This window comes from Flagellimonas sp. MMG031, from assembly GCF_040112705.1.
Lineage (GTDB): Bacteria > Bacteroidota > Bacteroidia > Flavobacteriales > Flavobacteriaceae > Flagellimonas.
In genome coordinates this window covers 2,493,480-2,513,656 of record NZ_CP157804.1, presented here as the reverse complement: position 1 = coordinate 2,513,656, position 20,177 = coordinate 2,493,480, and the positions used below count along the sequence as shown (strand labels likewise).

Here is a 20,177-nt window from a genome sequence, read left to right as displayed (position 1 = left end):
CCTTGAATTACAAGAATCACATAGATGACAACAGCAAAAGGCTACTTGACAACAATAATTTCTTTTATGGGAACAGTGGTGGTACTTTTACTATGTAATAAAAAACGAAAGTAATTTTTTCATTTTCATATAGTGTTCTCGTAAAAGAGTCCTGACCCAAGTGGCAGGGCTCTTTTCAATTTTAGGCCATCCTGAATAATCCAAGACGCATCTCGACTTCGCTCGATGTGACAACTACAGTTGTTCATTTCTTGTCATTTCGAGCACAATCGAGAAATATAGATGTCTCAACCATTTCACTCCCTCAGAAAATGACAATGGGTAACTATAAATTGTTTGTTGGTAGCTGTAAATTGCCTTATGGAATCCACTTATCCTTGCCAAAATCGGGCTTGCGCTTTTCCAAAAAGGCATTCCTGCCCTCTTTGGCCTCGTCGGTCATGTACGCCAGTCGCGTGGCTTCTCCCGCGAACACTTGTTGACCCACCATACCATCATCGGTAAGGTTCATGGCAAATTTGAGCATTTTAATGGATGTTGGGGACTTGGCCAAAATTTCTTGGGCCCATTGGTAGGCGGTATCCTCCAATTCATCGTGCGGGATAACGGCATTCACCATTCCCATTTCATACGCTTCTTGTGCCGAGTAGTTCCTTCCCAAAAAGAAAATCTCCCGTGCTTTTTTCTGTCCGACCATTTTGGCCAGATAGGCAGAACCATACCCCCCGTCAAAACTGGTCACATCGGCATCAGTCTGTTTAAAAATGGCGTGTTCCTTGCTGGCAAGGGTCATATCACAGACCACATGAAGGCTATGCCCTCCCCCAACGGCCCAACCTGGCACCACGGCAATGACCACCTTGGGCATAAAACGAATCAATCGCTGGACTTCTAAAATATTCAACCTGTGGTAGCCATCCTCGCCAACATATCCTTTATGGCCCCTAGCTTTTTGGTCGCCACCACTGCAAAAGGCCCATTTACCATCCTTGGACGATGGCCCTTCCCCAGAAAGGAGCACAACCCCAATGGAGGTGTCCTCTTGGGCATCATAAAAGGCTTTGTAAAGTTCACTGGTCGTTTTGGGGCGGAATGCATTGCGTACATCGGGGCGGTTAAAAGCAATCCGGGCTACGCCATTATATTTTTTATAGGTGATATCCTCAAATTCCATGGCTGTCTGCCAGTTGGGTGATTCCATAAATGTCTGTTTTGTTTATCACAAAATAACGGAAATTCTACGTTATGACCGATTCTGATTTGGTTAATCAAACCTCTATTGTTTAAGATGTACAAAAAAGCTTGGATTTGGATGAATTTTGGCCAAATCACTTCATTCGTCAGATCAAACGGGGCATCCGTCAATTGGCAGCATTGTGTTTTAGGATTTCCATATACATTTACCACATGATGCGATTTAAAACTTTGGGAATACTCCTAGCTGTAGTATTCGGTTTGATAGTTCTGGGATATTTGGTGCTCAAACGGCATATCAATCCAGACCGTTACTTTGTAAAAAGGACTCCTTCACTATCTTTTGACCATATTCAAGTACAGAATTTTATAGGGGGCATTAACTTGAAACCTATTTTGGAAGAAACGACCTTTAATGTAGGGACTACTTATGATTTGGATGACCAATCATTTGGTTTTGAGGTGGATTCCAATGGTTTTTTTATTTTGACCGAAATCCCGACAGGTGTCACTTTTGTCTTGGGTAAGGTGGAAAACAGCATATTTGACGATAACATCAATGCGGAACGGTACACGATTGCGATACCGCGAAGCTACATCACAAAACATGAAGGTGTGCGTGGCCGAATCCCATTTTATGAATCTTCTCAATTTACCATGATGAGTAGCGGCGGATCAAAATACAGTTGGGCATATAAAACCATCATCCAAAACCCCAAAAGTGAATCACTTCTGCTGTATGCTGCCTCCAAATACATGCACGATGGCACCACCACAGGGATTGTGAGTATGGAGTAATTGATTTTTACCGGTTAAAGGAATTGCGTTAATTTTAGGTCAAAATCAACTTAAAGCATGCAAAACGACTGGCTTGAAATGTGGAATACCCGATTTGGGCAGCAAGAATACGTTTATGGAACCGCTCCCAATGCCTATTTGAAGGAAAAACTGAAAAATTTACAGCCTGGTTCCATATTATTTCCTGCCGAGGGTGAAGGTAGAAATGCGGTTTATGCCGCACAATTGGGCTGGAAGGTATCTGCTTTTGATATAAGCGAGGCAGGACAACGAAAAGCACTCCAATTAGCCGAAAAGAAAGGTGTTGAATTGGATTATGTGGTCGGTGAACTTCCGATGCTTCACTATCAACCCGAACAATTTGATGCCATAGCGTTGATATATGCCCATTTTCCGCCCCATATCCGCTCTAGGTATCATAAGTTGCTGAACAATTATCTAAAAAAAGGCGGCACCGTGATTTTTGAAGGCTTCAGCAAAGACCATCTAGCGTTTAAAAAGAAAAATCCGAAAGTAGGTGGTCCCAATAATGTGGATTATCTGTTTTCGTTGGAAGAATTGGAAACCGATTTCGCCAATTTTGAATTTTTGGAACTTAAAAAAATGACCATGACGTTGAACGAAGGAGATGGTCACGTGGGCAAAGGTTCGGTAATCCGTTTTTTAGGTCAAAAAAAATAAGGGACGCCACGTTTTGGTAAAACAGGCATCCCTCATCTAAACACACTATCCATGAATCAAGCGGTCCCACGATGTAAATGAGAACCAATTAAACTTATAATTCAATTTTTGTTGCCTTTTTGATGTCACGCGAAGAAGCGGCTGCCTGTATGGTGTAGCTTCCCGGTTCCAGCGACCATTGCGATTGATTCTTGTTCCAATACCTCAGATAGTTCACAGGAATGTTGACGCGAAGCGTATCTGTTGCTCCTGCACCGAGTAATTTTGTTTTGGCAAAGGCCTTAAGTTCTTGCTCGGGTCTATCGATTTGAGTGGAATCCTTGGAAACGTAGAATTGAACAATCTCTTTCCCTGCTGATTCCCCCATATTGGTTACGGGAACAGATACTTTAATGGTATCATTTTCTTGCCACATTTCCATATCGCCGTATTCAAAACTGGTATAGGAAAGCCCATAACCAAAGGGGTAGGAAACCTCCACACCTGCTTTGTCAAAATGACGGTAGCCCACATAAATCCCCTCCTCATAATTGGTATAATCGACATCCTTTACCATTTCATCTTCCGGAACTTCATCCTTGCCAAACAACATATCCGTTATTTGCATGGGCAAACCGTTTTGCGGGAAATTTGCATTGCTGGCATGATCTGCCACATCAACAGGGAAGGTCATGGTCAATTTTCCACTGGGGTTAACGTCTCCGCTCAAAATATCCGCTACGGCGTTACCACCTTCTTGCCCGCCTTGCCATGCGAGTACAATGGCATCCGGTTGGTTTTTCCACGAAGCTGTTTCGATGACACCACCAATGTTCAACACCACAATAACCTTTTTTCCTGCTTTTTGAAAGACCTCACAAGTCGTGCTCAGCATCTCCTTTTCCTTGTCGGACAACAGAAAATCGTTCGCAACGACCCTGTCACCGCCCTCACCGCTGTTTCGGCCAATGGTGATGATGGCCAAATCACTTTCTGCAGCGATGGTTTTCATTAAATCATTATCGTAGCTGATCTCGGGAGGAAGATATGGATTGAACATGGCCGACATGCCTTCGGGTTTTTCAAAGGCCTCTTCATTGGCTGCCCTGTGTTTTTGATAAGCCTGCTTTGCAGTGGGGCTCACACGGAATCCGGCATTGATGAGTCCCTCTTCCAAAGAAATCGTATAGGCTTCGTTTACATCGCCGGAACCTGTGCCTCCAGCAATAAAATCGTACGAATACACTCCGAGCAATGCTACATTCTGTCCTTTTTCCAAGGGAAGTGCATCATCATTTTTCAACAATACCATTCCTTCCGATGCTGATTTTCGCGTAATGGCCGCATGGGCTTCCAAATCGGGATTTTCACCAAAGGTAAAATCGGTCATTTTTTTACTCTTGAAAATCAATGTCAAAATACGTTTTACCGAAGTATCTACGGCATCCATATTCAAAGAACCGTCCTCGTAACCTGCCGTTAGGGCTTTCCATTGTTTTTTGGTGCCAGGCTCCAATAGGTCGTTCCCGGCATTGACCATAGCCACTGCATCGTTCCCTCCAAACCAATCGGACATCACCAATCCTTCAAATCCCCAATCGTTTCGTAATACATCGGTCAATAAATGCTTGCTCTCTGAGGTATAGGTGCCATTTACCTTGTTGTAAGATGACATAATGGTCCACGGTTGTGCATCTTCCACGATGATTTCAAATCCTTTAAGATAGATTTCACGCATGGCCCTGTCGGAAACCCTTGTGTCATTATAGTTTCTATTGGTCTCTTGGTTGTTGGCCACAAAATGCTTCACGGAAGTTCCAACACCGTTGGATTCTATGCCATTGACCATGGCAGCCCCAATTTTCCCGGTCACTAGTGGGTCTTCGGAATAGTATTCAAAATTTCGTCCACAAAACGGGTGTCGGTGAATGTTTGCTCCCGGGCCCAATATGACATCGATACCATATTCAAGTGCTTCATTGCCCATGGCATTGCCCACATTTTCCACTAATTCGGTGTTCCATGTTGATGCCAACAGCGTAGCTATAGGGAATGCGGTGCAGTAAAATGTTCGATCTATACCATCACGTTTAGGTTCTATTCTGAGCCCCGCCGGCCCATCGGAGAGATTGATACTCGGAATGCCGAGCCGTGGTGTGGACACAATGGTACCCACCACTCCGGGAATGCCTTCTCCCGGTTCCACCATTCCCATGCCGGAAGCCATTCCAGAACCCTTCAATAAGTGGATTTTCTCCTCCACAGTCATTTGGGAAAGTACATTCGCTACCCTAGCCTCAATAGGTTGACGGCTGTCTTCGTATACATCCAACTGGCCATTTCCATTTCGGTCCAGAAACGTGTAACCATCAATAGTCACTGACGGTATTTCTGTCCTTTCCGTGTAGTCATCCTCAAAATCCAGGAATTGTGAGCGTAAATACCACCATCCTAACAGTCCTCCTACTAAAACTAATAACAGAAGAACACCGATGGTTTTCAACGAAATACGGAGTGCTTTTTTCATAATATATAGTTTGTGTCAACTTGACACAAATATAAAAAAGATTTAATTGTGGCAAAATGACACAAATCATTATTTTTGCTGTATGGACATCAATACTTTTATCGAAAACGGTCAACAAGATTATTTGCCCAATCTTTCGGTGGACATGGTCATCATCGGATTTCATGAAGACCAACTCAAGTGTTTGTTGCTTCAGATTGGGGATAAGTGGCTATTGCCCGGTGGGTATATCCTACGTTCGGAATCTGTGGAAGCGGCCACGGTGCGTATCCTAAGGGAACGAACCGGGTTGGAAGACCCCCACTTTAAGTTTTTGTCCGTTTTTGGCGGTGAAGACCGTAAGTTTACAGAGGAATGGCAGCAATTTTTTAAGGAATTGGACTTTCCCTTTGAAGAAAATTCTTGGTTGAACGACCGTTTTGTGACCCTCGCCCACTATTCCTTGGTCAATTTTGAAGAGACCCGACCGGTAATCGGTAATTTGGACTCGGCTTTTGGTTGGTTCAACATGAATGACCTCCCTCCTATGTGGATGGACCATCGGGATATTGTACTAGAGGCCAAGGAGCGGCTGAAGGAAGATGTACAACAAGAACCATTGACCTATAATTTATTGCCTACGGAATTTACGATGCCACAATTGCACCAATTGCACCAAACCATTTTGGAGGAAACCTTGGACCGTAGCCGTTTTCAAAAGAAGATGATAGGTTCCGGTTTTTTTGAGCGTTTGCCGAAGCTCCAAACAGATGCACCTGGCCGGAAACCTTACCAATATCGGGTGAAAAAGGTATAGTGCAGGCAGGTTCTTTTTGGTTTGACATGGAAATGCTCTAATTTGGCGGCAACACTAAACCTCCATGTCATGAAAAGCCCTCTTTCTTTATTTTATAAACTACAGTTCAAAACGCTTTGGATTGTGGCCGTTCTTTTCCTTTTTACCGCTTCGTTATGGTCCCAAGAGTTTGATACCGTCAAATTGGATCAATACTTCGATCTTTTGGAAGAGAACAATAAGTTCATGGGCAGTGTTGCCGTTTCCCAAGCAGGTGAGTTGATCTATACACGTTCGGTGGGGTATTGTGACGTCACTTCCGAATCCAAAGCAACGGTGGCTTCCAGATATCGCATTGGTTCCATTACCAAAACATTTACAGCAGTATTGGCTTTTAAGGCCATATCGGCAGGAAAACTGTCTTTAGACCAGACCTTGGACCAGTTTTTTCCAGAGGTTCCAAAATCGGAAAATATTACCATCAAACAACTGTTGGGCAACCGAAGCGGTATTCACAATTTTACGGATGACCCTGCTTATGCCACCTATATGACCCAGCCAAAATCTGCATCAGAAATGGTGGAAATCATTGTAAAGGCGGGAAGTGATTTTGAGCCCGATAGCAAATTCCAATACAGTAATTCCAATTTTGTGTTGCTGACCTACATTCTGGAAAAAAGCATGGGAAAACCCTATCCCGAACTGCTTGAAGAATTCATTGCCAGACCCTTAGGGCTTGCCGATACCTATGTCGGTGAAAAAATTGGCACAAAGGCCAACGAATGTAAATCGTACATGTACCTGGATAAATGGCAAGAACATCCAGAAACCGATATGTCCATCCCTGTTGGTGCAGGCGCCATAGTTTCCAATCCAACAGATATTGTCAAATTTAGTGATGCCCTTTTTGGAGGCAAATTGCTTGATTTGGAGTATGTAGAAGCCATGAAAAAGATTACGGACGGCTATGGATTGGGATTGTTCAGCTTTCCTTTTCATGAGCGAACCAGTTATGGTCACACAGGAGGGATAGATGGATTCTCTTCTTTATTCGGTCATTTTGATGACGGCAATGTATCCTTTGCCCTTACCTCAAATGGCAACAATATGAATACCAACGACATTGCCATTGCCGTTTTGAGCACGGTCTACAATGAGCCTTTTGAATTGCCAAAATTCAATACTTACGAAGTATCACCCGAACAATTGGAGGTTTATGTGGGCAACTATACCGCCCCTGATTTTCCTTTGGACATAAGTATTTTCATTGAGGATGGGGTGCTTAAGGGCAGAGCTACGGGTCAGCCAGCATTTACTTTGGACCCTGTGGACAAGCATCAATTTGAATTTGTCTCCGCAGGCATCGAAATGACCTTTGATCCCGAAGAGAACACCCTACTTTTTAAACAACGAGGGGCAAGGGTAAATTTTACAAAGGAGTAACATCAACTTAACATGAGAAAGAAGAATAAATCTATCTTTAAGCTAAAAAAGCGATGAAAAAAGTATTTTTATTGATGCTCTTCCCATTTTTGATGTCATTTCAATGTGAGGACGATTTCGAAAACGCTGGATTTGAAACATCATACAAAATTCAAAACAACTCCAATGTGGATCTGTTCTACATTGATGAATCCAACCAAATTTCGCAAATAGCCAAACAGTCATCCAGTATCATTGGCTCTACACTGAACAATGAGACGATAGCGGTCATGCCAACAGCTTCTTTACGCTTTGAGGCCATTAAACTGTATGCTTCGGAAAATGGAGATTACGTATTGCGGTATCAGCAAACTCCTGTTGATGACGAATTGTGGGTGTTATCGGAACCTTTGGAAAATGTTTTTGAATACACTTTGATCATTACGGACCAGTTGCTGGATTAATATACTTTGGGCAGCATTAAAGGGTTTGATCTTTATGCTTCTCCTCAATCCATTTGGCCATATACTTGATAGTTGCTTTGCATACCTTCCAATTTCCATTTGGGAAATAATGCTTAGAATTCATGTACAGCTTCTTCTATTTTGGTTTCGCCTGTTAAAATTTCGAACGCTTGATTTGTGGCAATACCATCTTCAAGGCTTTTTACCAGGGTTCTGGCTACATCCCATCTTGGGATTTCACCCCGTTCGTTCATTTTTTCCGCAAGTTTGATATTTCCAGTTCCCTCCTCATTGTTCAATGTGCCTGGCCTCACTATTGTGAAGGTTAAACCGCTGATGTCTAAATATTGATCTGCATTTTGCTTGGCTTGTAGATATTCCTTGAGTTCACCGCGTGGATTATCCACGCCCATAGAACTTAGCATAACAAATTTACGAACACGTTCCTTTTTCGATGCGTCTATAAGCTTTTTGGCACCTTCTTGGTCCACATCGACTACGTTTTTGCCTCCAGAGCCTGCAGCAAAAACTACTTTATCTATACCCTTGGTGGTATGCGATACATCCTTGGTTAGGTCTCCCATTACAGTTTCTACCCCTTGGGACTCCCATTGCTCCTTTTGCTCTTTGTTACGTACCAAGGCTACCGCGCGATAATTTTCAGATTGGTTTACTAATTTGACAACTTTTTCTCCTGTTGCGCCAGTGGCACCTGCGACTAAAATACATTCCATAATTCATAAAATAAAACTATTTGGGAGCTATCCAAGATGCTTAACTCAGTTTTAACGCCTCTCATTATTTGGAACATTTTAAGGTCAAATGCGCAGAGAAGCTCATCTATTCATAGCCTTAATTATTTACGTTACTTCTCCTTATGCTTCTCCTCTATCCATTTGGCCATATATTTGGTGCTGCTCATGGTTTGATGCTGTAACAGTTTTCCAATGAAATTTTGTGAGCGATGGGCTTCCAGGTCCATAATCAAATATTCCAATCGTTCTTCCAAACTACTTTGTAGGCTTTGCCTATCATACAACTGTTGGAGCAATGCATTACCGTTGTATTGGGCACTTTCCCAACTTTTTTGGTCTTGATGCAATTTCACGGCAGCTTGGGCAAATGCTTCCCAATCGTCGGCAATAAATCCGTTCCATGCCAAGTCAGCATGCATGCCCTCGGCACCTATGGTGGTGGTTACACTTGGGGTTCCGGTTTGCATGGCATCCAACAACTTTCCTTTGATTCCTGCTCCAAATCGAAGTGGAGCCAACAACACCCTGGCAATTTGGAGCACCCTGAACGCATCTTCCGCCCATCCCTTAACGTAAAAACCTGTTATGGGATCGTGCATTTCGTTGACCTGTTGCGGTAGATATGCGCCATAAACTTGGATTTCAGCATTGGGCAGTTGATGGCGAATTCGGGGCCAAATTTCATTTTTCAAGACCTTTAGTGCATCCACATTGGGTGCGTGTTTGCCATTTCCGATACTGATGAAACCATTTCTGGCATCGAATGGAGGGTTTTTTGCAGCAGATATACTTCCAACATCTACCATAAACGGAATACACAGCAGCAAATCCGTAGGGACCTTCAACTTATGCTGTAAAATTTCCATTTCGTAGCTGGAAATCATAAACGTAAGATCACAGCGATAGATGCTCGCAATTTCCCGTAAGGTTGTTGGATGGTTTTTCCAATCTTCAATCTTAAAGACTTGGTTCTTTTTAAGTGCCTCTTCCCTACTCTTGCGCAGGGCATGTAAATCTTCGGTATTGATTATGCGCAAGGCACTTGGTGCGTGTTCCGCTACGCGCCACCCAAATTGTTCCTCTACCATAAAACGGTCGAACATCACCACATTGGGCTTCAATTGCTGTATAAAATCATCAAAACTCGAATGGTTGAGTTGGATGTGGACCATTGCAATGTCCATGGCTTCCAAATCCAGACTGTACTCGGTTTTACTTGCCGTGCTGGCAAATGTGATCTGATAACCAAATGTCAAAAATGCCTCCAACAATTGTTGCATACGACTTCCGGCCGCAGTTGTTGAGGGTTCTGGCCATACATAACCAATTACAAGTAGTTTTTTGGACATGGAGGTAAAAATACAAAGATGGCCGTATACTATTGGGGATTAAAACTCAAACTCAACTATCAAGTTCAAGCTCAAATCTCAAATGCAATGGTAAGTGTAAGTTGAAGCTCAAATCCAAAAAACGGAGCTACCAGCATTCCTGCCAACTTGATCTACATCCTGGCCGCAAACATTTTGGAGATACTGGAACGGAGTTTACGCTCATAATCTTCCTCCAGCCACTCCTTGTAGTTCTTGGTATTGTTCATGATGCAATAGGAATATTGCTTTACACGATACGAAATCTCATCCTTGAGCTCCTTGGCCAAGATTCGGGCATCAAAAACATCTTCACTGTTTTCCACACAGATTTTCGCGTGCTGTTCAATACTCTTCTCCAGTACAATTTTTGATTTTTTCCCCTGTGCAAATATCTTTTTGTACTCTTCCTTCACATCAAAGGTGATGTTCTCCGACTTGCTGAATTTGGCGCGAAGTTCTTCGGGCATCTCATAGACAAAATCCCGCTCGATTTCCTCATCATTTTTGATGTTTTCTAGGTAAAAATCAGGGAAATGAAAGATTTCTTGCCAGTCCACAGGTGCATCCCAAGGTCCGAAACGGGCAATATTATTTCCCATATCGATTACATTGAACTCATCTTTGTCAGGAAGCACCCTAGATCCCCTTCCGATCATCTGGAAATACAACGTGAGCGATCGTGTAGCCCTGTTCAAAATAATGGTTTCCACCGTAGGTTCATCAAAACCCGTGGTCAATATACTCACCGAGGTGAGAATGGCATCGGGTGTTTTGGCAAACCAATCCAGAATGTCCTTGCGTTCGGAGGCCGTGTTCTTGTTGTCGAGGTGCCGAACATTATACCCAGCCTTTTTAAACGTCTCGTATACATAAAGCGATGTATTGATTCCGTTGTTGAAGATCAGCGTTTTGGTCCCCTTGGCAATTTCCTCGTAGGCAGAGAGCAATTTCCCGAGCATGCTGTGTGCACTGTAAAACTCGTCCGAGGATTTTACGGTATAGTCACCATTAATGCCCAATTTAAGGGTGCGTAGGCTAACATCATAATTATACAGGTTGGCCCTGGCCAAAAAGTTCTTTTCAATTAATGATTTTATCGACTCCCCAATGATCAGGTGCTTGTAATTGTCCTTCATGGGAAGTTTGATGTTGGAGCTCAACGGAGTGGCCGTTACACCCAAGATGGTGGACTTCTCGAAATATTTGAACAGCTTTCGGAACGAGTTGTAGTGGGCCTCATCAATGATTACCAGGCCTACATTATTGATTTTTACTTTTTCTTCCTGAAGGCGGTTGTTCAAGGTTTCCACCATAGCCACAAAGCACATATAATCATCCTGGTCGTAGAGTTCCTTCACTTCACTATTGATGACTTTGTTGGCCACGCCAAACCCTTTGAGCATTTTGGAGGTTTGCTTGCTCAGCTCGATACGGTGGGTAAGTACCATCACCTTTTTTCCGGTCTGTTGGATAAACCTTCGTGTAATCTCCGAAAACACAACGGTTTTTCCTCCTCCCGTGGGCAATTGGTACAAGATATTACTGCCCGCAGGAAGCTTGTCCAGTTGCTCGAAGATTTTGTTCAGGTCTTCCTCCTGATAGCCGTAAAGCGTTTTCTTTTTGATTGAGTTGTTTACTTCCAAAGGGAAAATGGCATTTTGGATTCTTAAATAAAAAACCCTACAAAATTAGGGGTTTTTTGTACTTGTGACCAATCCCAGAGGTTAATTCTATCAAAATAGTATCAACAATTACCATTTGGCCCACAATTCAACTTTTTCGATGATTTACTCATAACATTTTGATAACAATAACAATTTCGACTTGGAAAAATGGAGATTATAATGTATAATAATAGCTTGTAACACTAGTAAACCAGATATAAGAATGAGGCAGCTTAAAATTATCAAACAGGTCACGAACCGCGAATCCAAATCTCTCGACAAATACTTGCAGGACATCAGCAAAATCGATTTGATCACCGCACAGGAAGAAGTTGAGCTAGCACAGAAGATCAGGGCCGGAGACCAAGCTGCTTTGGAAAAGTTGACCAATGCCAACCTCAGGTTTGTGGTCTCCGTGGCAAAACAATACCAAAATCAGGGCCTTAAACTCCCAGATTTGATCAATGAAGGAAACGTGGGTCTGGTAAAGGCCGCCAAACGCTTTGATGAAACCCGGGGGTTTAAGTTTATCTCCTACGCGGTTTGGTGGATCCGACAATCCATTCTGCAGGCCTTGGCAGAACAGTCACGTGTGGTACGATTGCCATTGAACAAAATTGGTTCCATCAACAAGATAAAAAAGACCTTTTCCTATTTGGAACAGGCACATGAGCGCCCACCATCGCCAGAAGAAATTGCCAAGGAGCTGGACATGACCGTTTCCGAAGTGAAGCAATCCCTCAAGAACACAGGGCGGCACGTATCTATGGATGCACCTTTAAAAGAAGGGGAAACCTCCAATTTATATGATGTATTGAACGCTGGGGATTCGCCAAAACCAGATAAGGGCCTTATGCACCAATCCCTGAACACGGAAATCAACCGAGCCTTGGATACGCTCTCCCCGCGGGAAGCCGATGTGGTTCGCCTGTATTACGGTATTGGAGACCAACCCTCCATGACTTTGGAAGAAATCGGCAGTACATTTGATTTGACCCGCGAACGCGTAAGACAAATACGGGAAAAGGCCATTAGAAAATTGCGACATACCTCCAAAAGCAAGATCTTAAAATCTTATTTGGGATAGGTTACCTCAAAAATATGTAATAGAAAAGGGGATGCTGATTTTATCAACATCCCCTTTTCCATGATAATCACTTAAATAATTAGGATCTGCTCAACAGACTGATATCAAAGTCCGTAAGCAAGTCTTTCAAATCTTGAATAAAATTCAAGTAGGCGGTGTTTTCTTTGTTCTGGTTGTTCATGGCAACAAATTTTGGGTTTGTTTGTTAACTATAGGTAATCAAGTTCAGCAAGTTGGTTTACTGTCAAAATTTCGTTGAGTTCTTGCAAAAAAGCCAAGTATTCCTCACCGTAGGTGTCGTACAACATCGTAATCTCAATTTAAGTTTGGGTCTTTGTATAACGTGATTTCATTTCAAAGATTATGTGCTTTCCTCAAATTGTGGTGAAACACCTGCTTCGGGTGGTGAAATCCTTTTTTATCTCATATTCAAAATGTCCAATGCTATCTCAAAATCCAACTCCTTGTCCACTTTACTGGGACGAATGTTGAACTCGTCGTAAATAAAGCAAAGGTTCATGGGCAATCTTCTTCGTTCGGTTTCTGTCATCAATCCCAATTTTTCCTGCAGTTCATTCTTAATTTGAAAGGCCTTGCTGCTAATTTTGGGATTGTCATGCGACTCCAGTTCCTTCAAAAAGGGTATTTCCTTATGGTCCCCTACTTCCAACATTTCATCCAACAGCAATAATTGGCACTCAAGGTCCGTAGTATGCTGAAACAAAGGGTAAAAAACACTTTGCAAGTATTTGGGAAGCTCATGGGTCGCCATCTTCACTTTTTCACAAGGTTCTGAATATCTCCATTTCAAAATCTATCTGCTCTTGAATCTTGGGATATTCCTGCAGAAATTGGTCGTATAAAAAATTCAAATGTCTTTCATCCCTATCCGTTTTGCAAAGCTTTGAAATCTGTTGGGCAACTTCCAGCAGCCCAAAAGTTTTCATCATGCGCAGGGATGGCATTATTTTTTGACAGGAAAGCTCCAGTTCCACAAAGTTTTTGTTGATTAGATTGACCTTGGCACTTCCGATAAACTCAAAAACATGCTGTTGGAACATGCGAACCAATTCTTCCAAAAGCTCCATTTGGCCCATGCAGTCTTCCAAAACAGGCTGAAGGTCAATTTTTTGGGAAGAGAAACCAGCTTGCAAGCTCTTTTCTATAAATTCAAAATCGGTGGACATACCGTCTACATTTTTATGTTGATTTTGTGTGCTTTTCTTCGGATGTTGGACCAGTTTTTTAAGTTCATTCACAAGTTCCTTTTGCTCTTGGGACAGTATTGTGGCTTCAAGTGCGCCAACAAGGGAAATCAATTTGTCCGGATTCACCTCGTTAAATTCCCTTTTGTCCAAGCTTTGGATACCCACTTTTTCGTAGATGTTTTCGAGCTGTTTCATTTCTGAGGCCCCAAAAACTTTGTTTTCCAGCCCCATTTTAAATACCTCAAAGGATTTTTTAAGCTTTCCAGCCTCTACCACGCCCAACTCTTCGTAGGAGAATGAGCTCAATCCGATTTCCAACTTTTCCAGATACGTTAATAGTTCTCGTGTTCCCAATGTCTTGTGCTAATGGTTATTATTACACTTAAAAGTGTTGATTATAGCCAGGTATTACAATTTATTGTTCCGTAGCATTCGGATTTTGTTGTCAAATTGCGTTATTTGTATGTGTAAAAAAACCAACCATGAAATATTTAAGTTTACTATTGACCCTTGCCTTACTTGTCTCCTGTGCGGAGAAAAAACCTGAAAAAACAGAAAGCTTGGAAGAAAAAGCACAACGGATTCATGATTCCGTGATCACTATCGATACGCATGACGATATCAACGTGCAAAACTTTACGGATAGCATTAACTACACCCAACGACTGGAAACCCAAGTCAACCTTCCCAAAATGAAGGAAGGTGGATTGGATGCCGTCTTTTTGATTGTGTACACAGGTCAGGATACGTTGACCACCGAAGGATATGCCAAGGCATCAGAAAATGCCATGGCCAAGTTCGATGCCATTCACCGACTCTGTGAAGAGATAGCACCGGACCAGATAGAATTGGCTTTAACTTCGGACGACGTAAGACGTATTGCCGCATCTGGCAAAAAAGTGGCCATGATCGGAGTTGAAAATGCTTATCCCATCGGTGAAGATCTATCCAAAATAGAGGAATACCAAAAAAGAGGAGCGCTTTACATGTCGCTTTCCCATAACGGTCACAGCCAATTCAGTGATTCGAACACAGGGGAAAGAGATAGCGTTTGGTTGCATAACGGCCTAAGCGAATTGGGCAAGAAAGCGGTAGCAGAAATGAACCGTGTAGGAATCATGATCGATGTATCCCATCCCTCCAAAGAAGCTATGAAACAAATGATAGCGCTGTCCAAGGCCCCCATCATTGCCTCGCATTCTTCTGCTAGGGCACTTTGCGACCACAGCCGAAACTTGGACGATGAACAGCTGATGCTGATGAAAGAAAATGGCGGTGTGGTGCAAACGGTGGCCTTTAGCTCCTATTTGAACACCGAAAAGCACGAAGCCCGATCTGCCTACATGACCGAAGTGTATAAAAAAGTAGCGGATTCCTTAGGGGTTGCGTGGTACGAGCGCTCACAATTTGCTACACTGACCGATGCGCAACGGGAGGAGTTTTTCGCAAACTATCGAAAAGTGATGAATATTGGCGAGGAATGGGCCGAAACAGATGCTTCTGCCCCACCAGCTGTCAATGTTGCCGACTTTGTGGACCACATTGACTATATGGTAGAGTTGATCGGTGTTGATCACGTTGGTATCAGTTCCGATTTTGATGGAGGTGGCGGTATCGAAGGCTGGTCCGATGCTTCGGAAACCTTCAATGTTACCTTGGAACTGGTCAAAAGAGGGTATACGGAGGAAGAAATTGCCAAATTATGGGGCGGTAACCTTTTGCGTGTCTTGGACGAAGTTCAGGCCGTGGCCCAAACCATGGATTAGGAAGCGGCTTTATCCTCTTCTTTTTCTTTTTTCGCCAATCGGTCCTTTACGTATTCGATCTTGGTTTTTCCATGGGCCTTCGGATTCCCGTTTTCGTCCAGGTTGACCATGATAATATTGTCTACGGTAACAATACTTTCGTGGGTCATCTTGTTTCGTACTTCACAGTTGAGTGAAATTGAGGTGACCCCGAACTTTATGACTTCTATCCCGATTTCAATGATATCTCCCTCATGGGCGGTACTCATAAAATTGATTTCGGACATATATTTGGTTACGATTTTCTTGTTCTCCAATTGAATGATGCTGTACAATACCGCTTCTTCGTCTATCCAGGCCAGCACCTTGCCCCCGAAAAGCGTTCCATTGGCGTTCAAATCTTCTGGTTTAACCCATTTTCTTGTATGAAATCGCATAGTTGAAATATTTTGAATTCCATTGCAAAGTTAGTCCAATCCCTATAAGAATATGCTGGCCAACCCTTTAAATTCGTGTGAATTGTGAATTTGAAACTTTTGGGTGGGAACAACTGTTGAGTGTGTAATTTTTGCCGTTTGGGATTTTTGACTTGATGAATTCGGCGATTTTTAATCGAACAGCCCTTTCTGCGGCGGCAGTGTCGTTTTGGGAATATGTAGGTCAAAACCCAATTTGGAGTTTAGTTGTTTTATAAAATAAGCCGATAAGAGGGGTGATTCTACCTCCATGTTTTGATGCACAAAAAAGTGAATGTGTTCAAGCCCCATGGCTATCCACGAAGACAATCGATCTATCCAGTCACCCAAACGGGGATAATCCGAAGGATGGTTGGCTCCTACATAACGAATAAAGGCCTCGTTAGTGGTCAATCGCATATGCATAAGGTCTCGCCTGCCTGCGGTATCCACCAAAACATTGGTGATGTTGTTTTCTTCCAATAAATGGAAAAGTTCCTGTGCCACTTTTTCATCATTGAACCAATCGGTGTGTCGAAATTCCATGGCCAGCGGAAATTCCTTGGGCCAATATTCCACAAACCGCACTACCCTATCCCAGTTTTTGGGGCCAAAGTTATTGTGCATTTGTAAAAAGATGGTGCCGAGTTTGTCCCCAAGCAAAGGGGTTATGGCCAAATACCGGTCCACCGCCTCGAGCGCCTTATCGTTCATACGGCGCAAATGGCTGACCTCATTGGTCATTTTTGGGAAGAATTTGAAGTCCTCCGGGGTTTTGTTGCGCCATTTTTCATAAGTATCCGTAGGAAAGATGCGGTAAAAGGTCGCATTCAGTTCAATACTGTTGAATTGGGTCGAGTAGTATTCCAGTTCATCTTTTGTGCCCCTTGGGTAAAAATTCTTCAGATCTTGCCTGTTCCATTTGGCACAGCCCACATATACCTTGGTTTTAGTGCCAGTCTTGGTTTTGGACAAAACAACTTGGGTGTCAGGATGGTCAGGAGGAATGGTAAAATCGACGTTTTCAGGATGGTCTACTTTTCCGAATTTCATGCTTGTAACTTTTACTCGCCCTAAAATAATCATTTAAAAGGGTGTTCATAACATCGTTGACAACTATTGCCCTATTTAAAAGTGTGCGGTGGTTGATTCTGTAATTTTATTAAAAATCACAGCAATGGATTCAACATCCGACCGCCGATTGGACATTCGTCCCACTATTTCATCCACACATTTTAACAGCCAAATGGGTTTTGACGAGCATTTTCAGAACAAGACTCTTCGCCCGGTGCTCAAACTCCAAAATTATTTGTTGGTAGAGGCCTTCAAAAATTATGCGAACAAGCATAAAGGTGTTTTCTACGAACTTTCCTTGGAGAAAAAGTTCCAGTATATTGAGCGGGCCATCCAAAAGGACATCAAGTTCCGAAATTCCCTAAAGGGAATGGTTATTGGCCAGTTTACGGTGGAAGAATATCGCGACTACATCACCAATTCCTCTGCGTTAAACAAGCGTATGATGAACATGGTGGTGGAGCGTCTCAAGGACCAAATACAGCTTTTAGAGGAAGAAACGTTATTCCAGAATTGACTCGCCGTTTAAATTAGTGGTGAGAATTTCGCTCATTAGATCAAAATAAGGGCGAATGGCCTTGTAGGACCTGTCCACTTCATCCAAAAAAGTGGGCGACAACACCTCCGAATCCTTGAAATTCCGCATAAAAACGAATTGCTTTTTTCGGATAAGGTCAATATCGGGGTGTTCTTTGTCAAATCCCTTGGGAGCCGTTTTCACTTCGTCGCCCTGTAGCTCGCCCCAAATCAATTTTAATTCGGGCTGGTTGATAACCTTGCGAAATTCATCCGCGTCCATCTCCAATTCTTTGCGTATACGAAAAAGATCTTCCTTCTCCGGAGCCCAAAACCCAACACCCAAAAAGGATTGACCAGGCTTTAGATGAATGTAGTATCCTCCTCGTAAATGTGCGCCCAATCGGGAAAAGAAACCAGCAAAATGAGCTTTATACGGACTTTTATCCTTGGAAAAACGTACATCCCTGTAAATCCGGAACAACTTCATTTTTTCAATCTCATCATGATGGCTCAAATTAAGTTTGGCCGCTTCCAGAAAATTTTTGACCTCCGATTGCCGTTTTTTGAAGGTTTTCTTGTTTGCTTCAAACCAATCCCGGTCATTATTTTTCTCCAATTCGGTCAAAAAATCAAAAACTTCCTTAGAGATGGTTACATTGGATGCCATATATCGGTAATATGTTATTTTTACTCTAAAGTTAGCCTTTTATACCGTTGGTTGGTAAGGTTTTGTCTAATTTTAGACTATAAACCGCAGTATGGACAAGGAGAGAATTATAGCCGAACTCATCAGGCACAAAAAGCTGCCTTACCTGGATTTTCGTTTGAAACAAGAGACCGAGGATTTCACGGATACGCTTTTTCACACCTTATTTGACGCCAATACCCCTGTAGCGGTCAATCTGGAATTATTGGAAAAAAAGTTCAATCGGCTGATGGACATGGCCTGTTGGGACTTAGAAAAGCCCAGTGAGGAACTCTGGAACGAATACGTGGAACATTTACCGCAGATTCTGGAAAACCTGATTTTGGATGCCGAGGCCATCTTAAATTGTGACCCAGCCTCCCTTTCCATCCAAGAAATCTACATGGCCTACCCAGGTTTTTATGCCATTGCCATCTATCGCTTGGCGCACGAGCTTTATGCGGAGGGTGTCCCTTTGATTCCACGAATGATGACGGAATATGCGCATAGACAAACCGGGGTCGACATCAACCCTGGAGCCACCATTGGTAAATCCTTTTTTATCGATCATGCCACAGGTGTGGTCATCGGGGAAACTGCCGTAATCCATGACAACGTTAAAATTTATCAAGGGGTGACCTTAGGTGCCTTGTATGTGGCGAAGAATTTGGAAAAAACAAAACGTCATCCGACCATTGAAAACAATGTGACCATATATGCCAACGCTACCATTTTAGGCGGTGAAACCGTAGTGGGGGCCAATTCCGTCATTGGTGGTAATGCATGGATTACTTCCTCCGTGCCGCCCAACTCAACTGTTTATCACAAGCCAGAAATTAAAATAAAGACAACCCCAAATGTCTAACAGCATACTAGACCTTATCGGAAACACCCCCATGGTGGAATCCAAAGTATTGAATACCAATCCTGACGTAAGACTTTTTTTTAAACTTGAGGGAAACAATCCCGGTGGAAGCGTTAAAGACCGTCCCGCCTACAACATGATCAAAAGTGGTCTGGAGCGCGGTGATTTTACCAAAGAAACCAAATTGATTGAGGCCACTAGCGGCAACACCGGTATTGCCTTGGCCATGATAGCTAGCCTTTTTGGCCTTGACATTGAATTGGTGATGCCCGAAAACTCTACAAAAGAACGGGTTCAGACCATGCGTGCCTATGGCGCAAAGGTGACCTTGACTTCTGCCGATGTGGGTATTGAAGGTGCCCGCGATTATGCCGAAACCAAGGTAAAGGAAGAAGGCTTTAAGATGCTCAATCAATTCTCGAACAACGATAATTGGAAAGCGCACTACAAAACAACGGGACCTGAAATTTGGAAGGATACCGATGGTCAAGTCACCCATTTTGTTTCCAGTATGGGAACTACGGGGACCATTATGGGCACTTCTACTTATCTGAAGGAACAGAATCCGGACATACAAATTGTGGGCGTACAACCCACGGATGACGCTAAGATTCCGGGCATACGAAAATGGCCCGAAGCATACCTGCCAAAAATCTTTAATCCTGAAAAAGTGGATACCGTAATGGAAGTCAGTGAGCAGGAAGCGATTGAAATGGCCAAGCGTTTGGCGCGAGAGGAAGGCATATTTTCCGGAATGAGCAGCGGAGGAGCCGCTACTGTCGCTTTGCGATTGGCAAACGCTTTGGAAAGTGGCACCATCGTTTCCATTGTTTGTGACCGCGGGGACCGGTATCTGTCATCAGACTTGTTTGACTGATTTCTTCAGGATGTTTTTATATCCATTTTTGTG

General features: G+C 43.0%; 20 protein-coding genes. 10 read left to right on the top strand and 10 right to left on the bottom strand.

The window, feature by feature from the left end; all coding sequences use genetic code 11:
• Positions 1 to 358 precede the first annotated feature (358 nt).
• Positions 359 to 1,201, bottom strand: a complete 843-nt coding sequence (locus ABNE31_RS11350; protein ID WP_349351205.1) for a 1,4-dihydroxy-2-naphthoyl-CoA synthase — start codon at positions 1,199 to 1,201, stop codon at positions 359 to 361.
• A 107-nt stretch (positions 1,202 to 1,308) separates the two neighbouring features.
• Here ABNE31_RS11350 and ABNE31_RS11345 point away from each other — a divergent pair, with 107 nt between their 5' ends.
• Together ABNE31_RS11345 and ABNE31_RS11340 are read left to right on the top strand one after the other, a co-directional pair.
• Positions 1,309 to 1,992 (top strand): hypothetical protein, encoded by a 684-nt coding sequence (locus ABNE31_RS11345; RefSeq protein ID WP_349351204.1) that lies wholly within the window; start codon positions 1,309 to 1,311, stop codon positions 1,990 to 1,992.
• Positions 1,993 to 2,049: 57 nt separating this feature from the next.
• Complete coding sequence (locus ABNE31_RS11340; RefSeq protein WP_349351203.1) at positions 2,050 to 2,673, top strand: methyltransferase domain-containing protein; 624 nt, start codon at positions 2,050 to 2,052, stop codon at positions 2,671 to 2,673.
• A gap of 94 nt (positions 2,674 to 2,767) precedes the next feature.
• On the opposite strand, the gene ABNE31_RS11335 is transcribed toward ABNE31_RS11340, so the two are convergent.
• Positions 2,768 to 5,179: a glycoside hydrolase family 3 N-terminal domain-containing protein gene (locus ABNE31_RS11335; protein ID WP_349351202.1), complete on the bottom strand. Its 2,412-nt coding sequence runs from the start codon at positions 5,177 to 5,179 to the stop codon at positions 2,768 to 2,770.
• Positions 5,180 to 5,261: 82 nt separating this feature from the next.
• Between ABNE31_RS11335 and ABNE31_RS11330 the strand changes: the two genes are divergently transcribed.
• The 3 genes from ABNE31_RS11330 to ABNE31_RS11320 all read left to right on the top strand — a co-directional run bounded on the left by ABNE31_RS11330 (position 5,262) and on the right by ABNE31_RS11320 (position 7,840).
• On the top strand, positions 5,262 to 5,975 hold the full coding sequence (locus tag ABNE31_RS11330; protein ID WP_349351201.1) for an NUDIX domain-containing protein: 714 nt from the start codon (positions 5,262 to 5,264) through the stop codon (positions 5,973 to 5,975).
• A gap of 69 nt (positions 5,976 to 6,044) precedes the next feature.
• A complete protein-coding gene (locus ABNE31_RS11325; protein WP_349351200.1) occupies positions 6,045 to 7,397 on the top strand; it encodes a serine hydrolase domain-containing protein in 1,353 nt (450 codons plus the stop codon).
• A gap of 53 nt (positions 7,398 to 7,450) precedes the next feature.
• The gene (locus tag ABNE31_RS11320) at positions 7,451 to 7,840 is read left to right on the top strand and encodes a hypothetical protein (RefSeq protein WP_349351199.1); all 390 of its coding nucleotides are present in this window, start codon (positions 7,451 to 7,453) and stop codon (positions 7,838 to 7,840) included.
• Between the two features lie 113 nt (positions 7,841 to 7,953).
• On the opposite strand, the gene ABNE31_RS11315 is transcribed toward ABNE31_RS11320, so the two are convergent.
• The 3 genes from ABNE31_RS11315 to ABNE31_RS11305 form a co-directional block, all read right to left on the bottom strand.
• On the bottom strand, positions 7,954 to 8,574 hold the full coding sequence (locus tag ABNE31_RS11315; RefSeq protein WP_349351198.1) for an SDR family oxidoreductase: 621 nt from the start codon (positions 8,572 to 8,574) through the stop codon (positions 7,954 to 7,956).
• Positions 8,575 to 8,705: 131 nt separating this feature from the next.
• Positions 8,706 to 9,944: a glycosyltransferase gene (locus ABNE31_RS11310; protein ID WP_349351197.1), complete on the bottom strand. Its 1,239-nt coding sequence runs from the start codon at positions 9,942 to 9,944 to the stop codon at positions 8,706 to 8,708.
• A gap of 152 nt (positions 9,945 to 10,096) precedes the next feature.
• Complete coding sequence (locus ABNE31_RS11305) at positions 10,097 to 11,608, bottom strand: DEAD/DEAH box helicase (protein ID WP_349351196.1); 1,512 nt, start codon at positions 11,606 to 11,608, stop codon at positions 10,097 to 10,099.
• Positions 11,609 to 11,852: 244 nt separating this feature from the next.
• Here ABNE31_RS11305 and ABNE31_RS11300 point away from each other — a divergent pair, with 244 nt between their 5' ends.
• Positions 11,853 to 12,716, top strand: coding sequence for an RNA polymerase sigma factor RpoD/SigA (locus ABNE31_RS11300; protein WP_100818963.1), 864 nt, complete (start codon positions 11,853 to 11,855; stop codon positions 12,714 to 12,716).
• 418 nt (positions 12,717 to 13,134) lie between these two features.
• On the opposite strand, the gene ABNE31_RS11295 is transcribed toward ABNE31_RS11300, so the two are convergent.
• Positions 13,135 to 13,488 carry a hypothetical protein gene (locus ABNE31_RS11295; RefSeq protein WP_349351195.1) on the bottom strand — a complete coding sequence of 118 codons (354 nt, stop codon included), beginning with the start codon at positions 13,486 to 13,488 and terminating at the stop codon, positions 13,135 to 13,137.
• Positions 13,489 to 13,498: 10 nt separating this feature from the next.
• The gene (locus tag ABNE31_RS11290; RefSeq protein WP_349351194.1) at positions 13,499 to 14,278 is read right to left on the bottom strand and encodes a hypothetical protein; all 780 of its coding nucleotides are present in this window, start codon (positions 14,276 to 14,278) and stop codon (positions 13,499 to 13,501) included.
• A 128-nt stretch (positions 14,279 to 14,406) separates the two neighbouring features.
• On the opposite strand from ABNE31_RS11290, the gene ABNE31_RS11285 reads away from it, so the two are divergent.
• Entirely contained in the window at positions 14,407 to 15,690 is a 1,284-nt protein-coding gene (locus ABNE31_RS11285; RefSeq protein WP_349351193.1) for a dipeptidase, read from the top strand.
• Here ABNE31_RS11285 and ABNE31_RS11280 read toward each other — a convergent pair.
• Both ABNE31_RS11280 and ABNE31_RS11275 read right to left on the bottom strand, forming a co-directional pair.
• The gene (locus ABNE31_RS11280; protein WP_293282623.1) at positions 15,687 to 16,106 is read right to left on the bottom strand and encodes a hotdog domain-containing protein; all 420 of its coding nucleotides are present in this window, start codon (positions 16,104 to 16,106) and stop codon (positions 15,687 to 15,689) included. The two genes, ABNE31_RS11285 and ABNE31_RS11280, sit on opposite strands and share 4 nt — an antisense overlap.
• Positions 16,107 to 16,277: 171 nt before the next feature.
• Positions 16,278 to 17,177: a DUF72 domain-containing protein gene (locus ABNE31_RS11275; RefSeq protein WP_349351192.1), complete on the bottom strand. Its 900-nt coding sequence runs from the start codon at positions 17,175 to 17,177 to the stop codon at positions 16,278 to 16,280.
• Positions 17,178 to 17,301: 124 nt separating this feature from the next.
• Here ABNE31_RS11275 and ABNE31_RS11270 point away from each other — a divergent pair, with 124 nt between their 5' ends.
• The gene (locus ABNE31_RS11270; RefSeq protein ID WP_349351191.1) at positions 17,302 to 17,715 is read left to right on the top strand and encodes a glyoxalase; all 414 of its coding nucleotides are present in this window, start codon (positions 17,302 to 17,304) and stop codon (positions 17,713 to 17,715) included.
• On the opposite strand, the gene ABNE31_RS11265 is transcribed toward ABNE31_RS11270, so the two are convergent.
• On the bottom strand, positions 17,701 to 18,384 hold the full coding sequence (locus ABNE31_RS11265) for a DUF2461 domain-containing protein (RefSeq protein WP_349351190.1): 684 nt from the start codon (positions 18,382 to 18,384) through the stop codon (positions 17,701 to 17,703). The two genes, ABNE31_RS11270 and ABNE31_RS11265, sit on opposite strands and share 15 nt — an antisense overlap.
• Positions 18,385 to 18,475: 91 nt before the next feature.
• On the opposite strand from ABNE31_RS11265, the gene epsC reads away from it, so the two are divergent.
• Together epsC and cysM are read left to right on the top strand one after the other, a co-directional pair.
• Positions 18,476 to 19,267, top strand: coding sequence for a serine O-acetyltransferase EpsC (gene epsC, locus ABNE31_RS11260; RefSeq protein WP_293289115.1), 792 nt, complete (start codon positions 18,476 to 18,478; stop codon positions 19,265 to 19,267).
• Positions 19,260 to 20,144 (top strand): cysteine synthase CysM, encoded by an 885-nt coding sequence (gene cysM, locus ABNE31_RS11255; protein ID WP_349351189.1) that lies wholly within the window; start codon positions 19,260 to 19,262, stop codon positions 20,142 to 20,144. Before epsC ends, cysM begins: the two co-directional genes overlap by 8 nt.
• Positions 20,145 to 20,177: the final 33 nt, after the last annotated feature.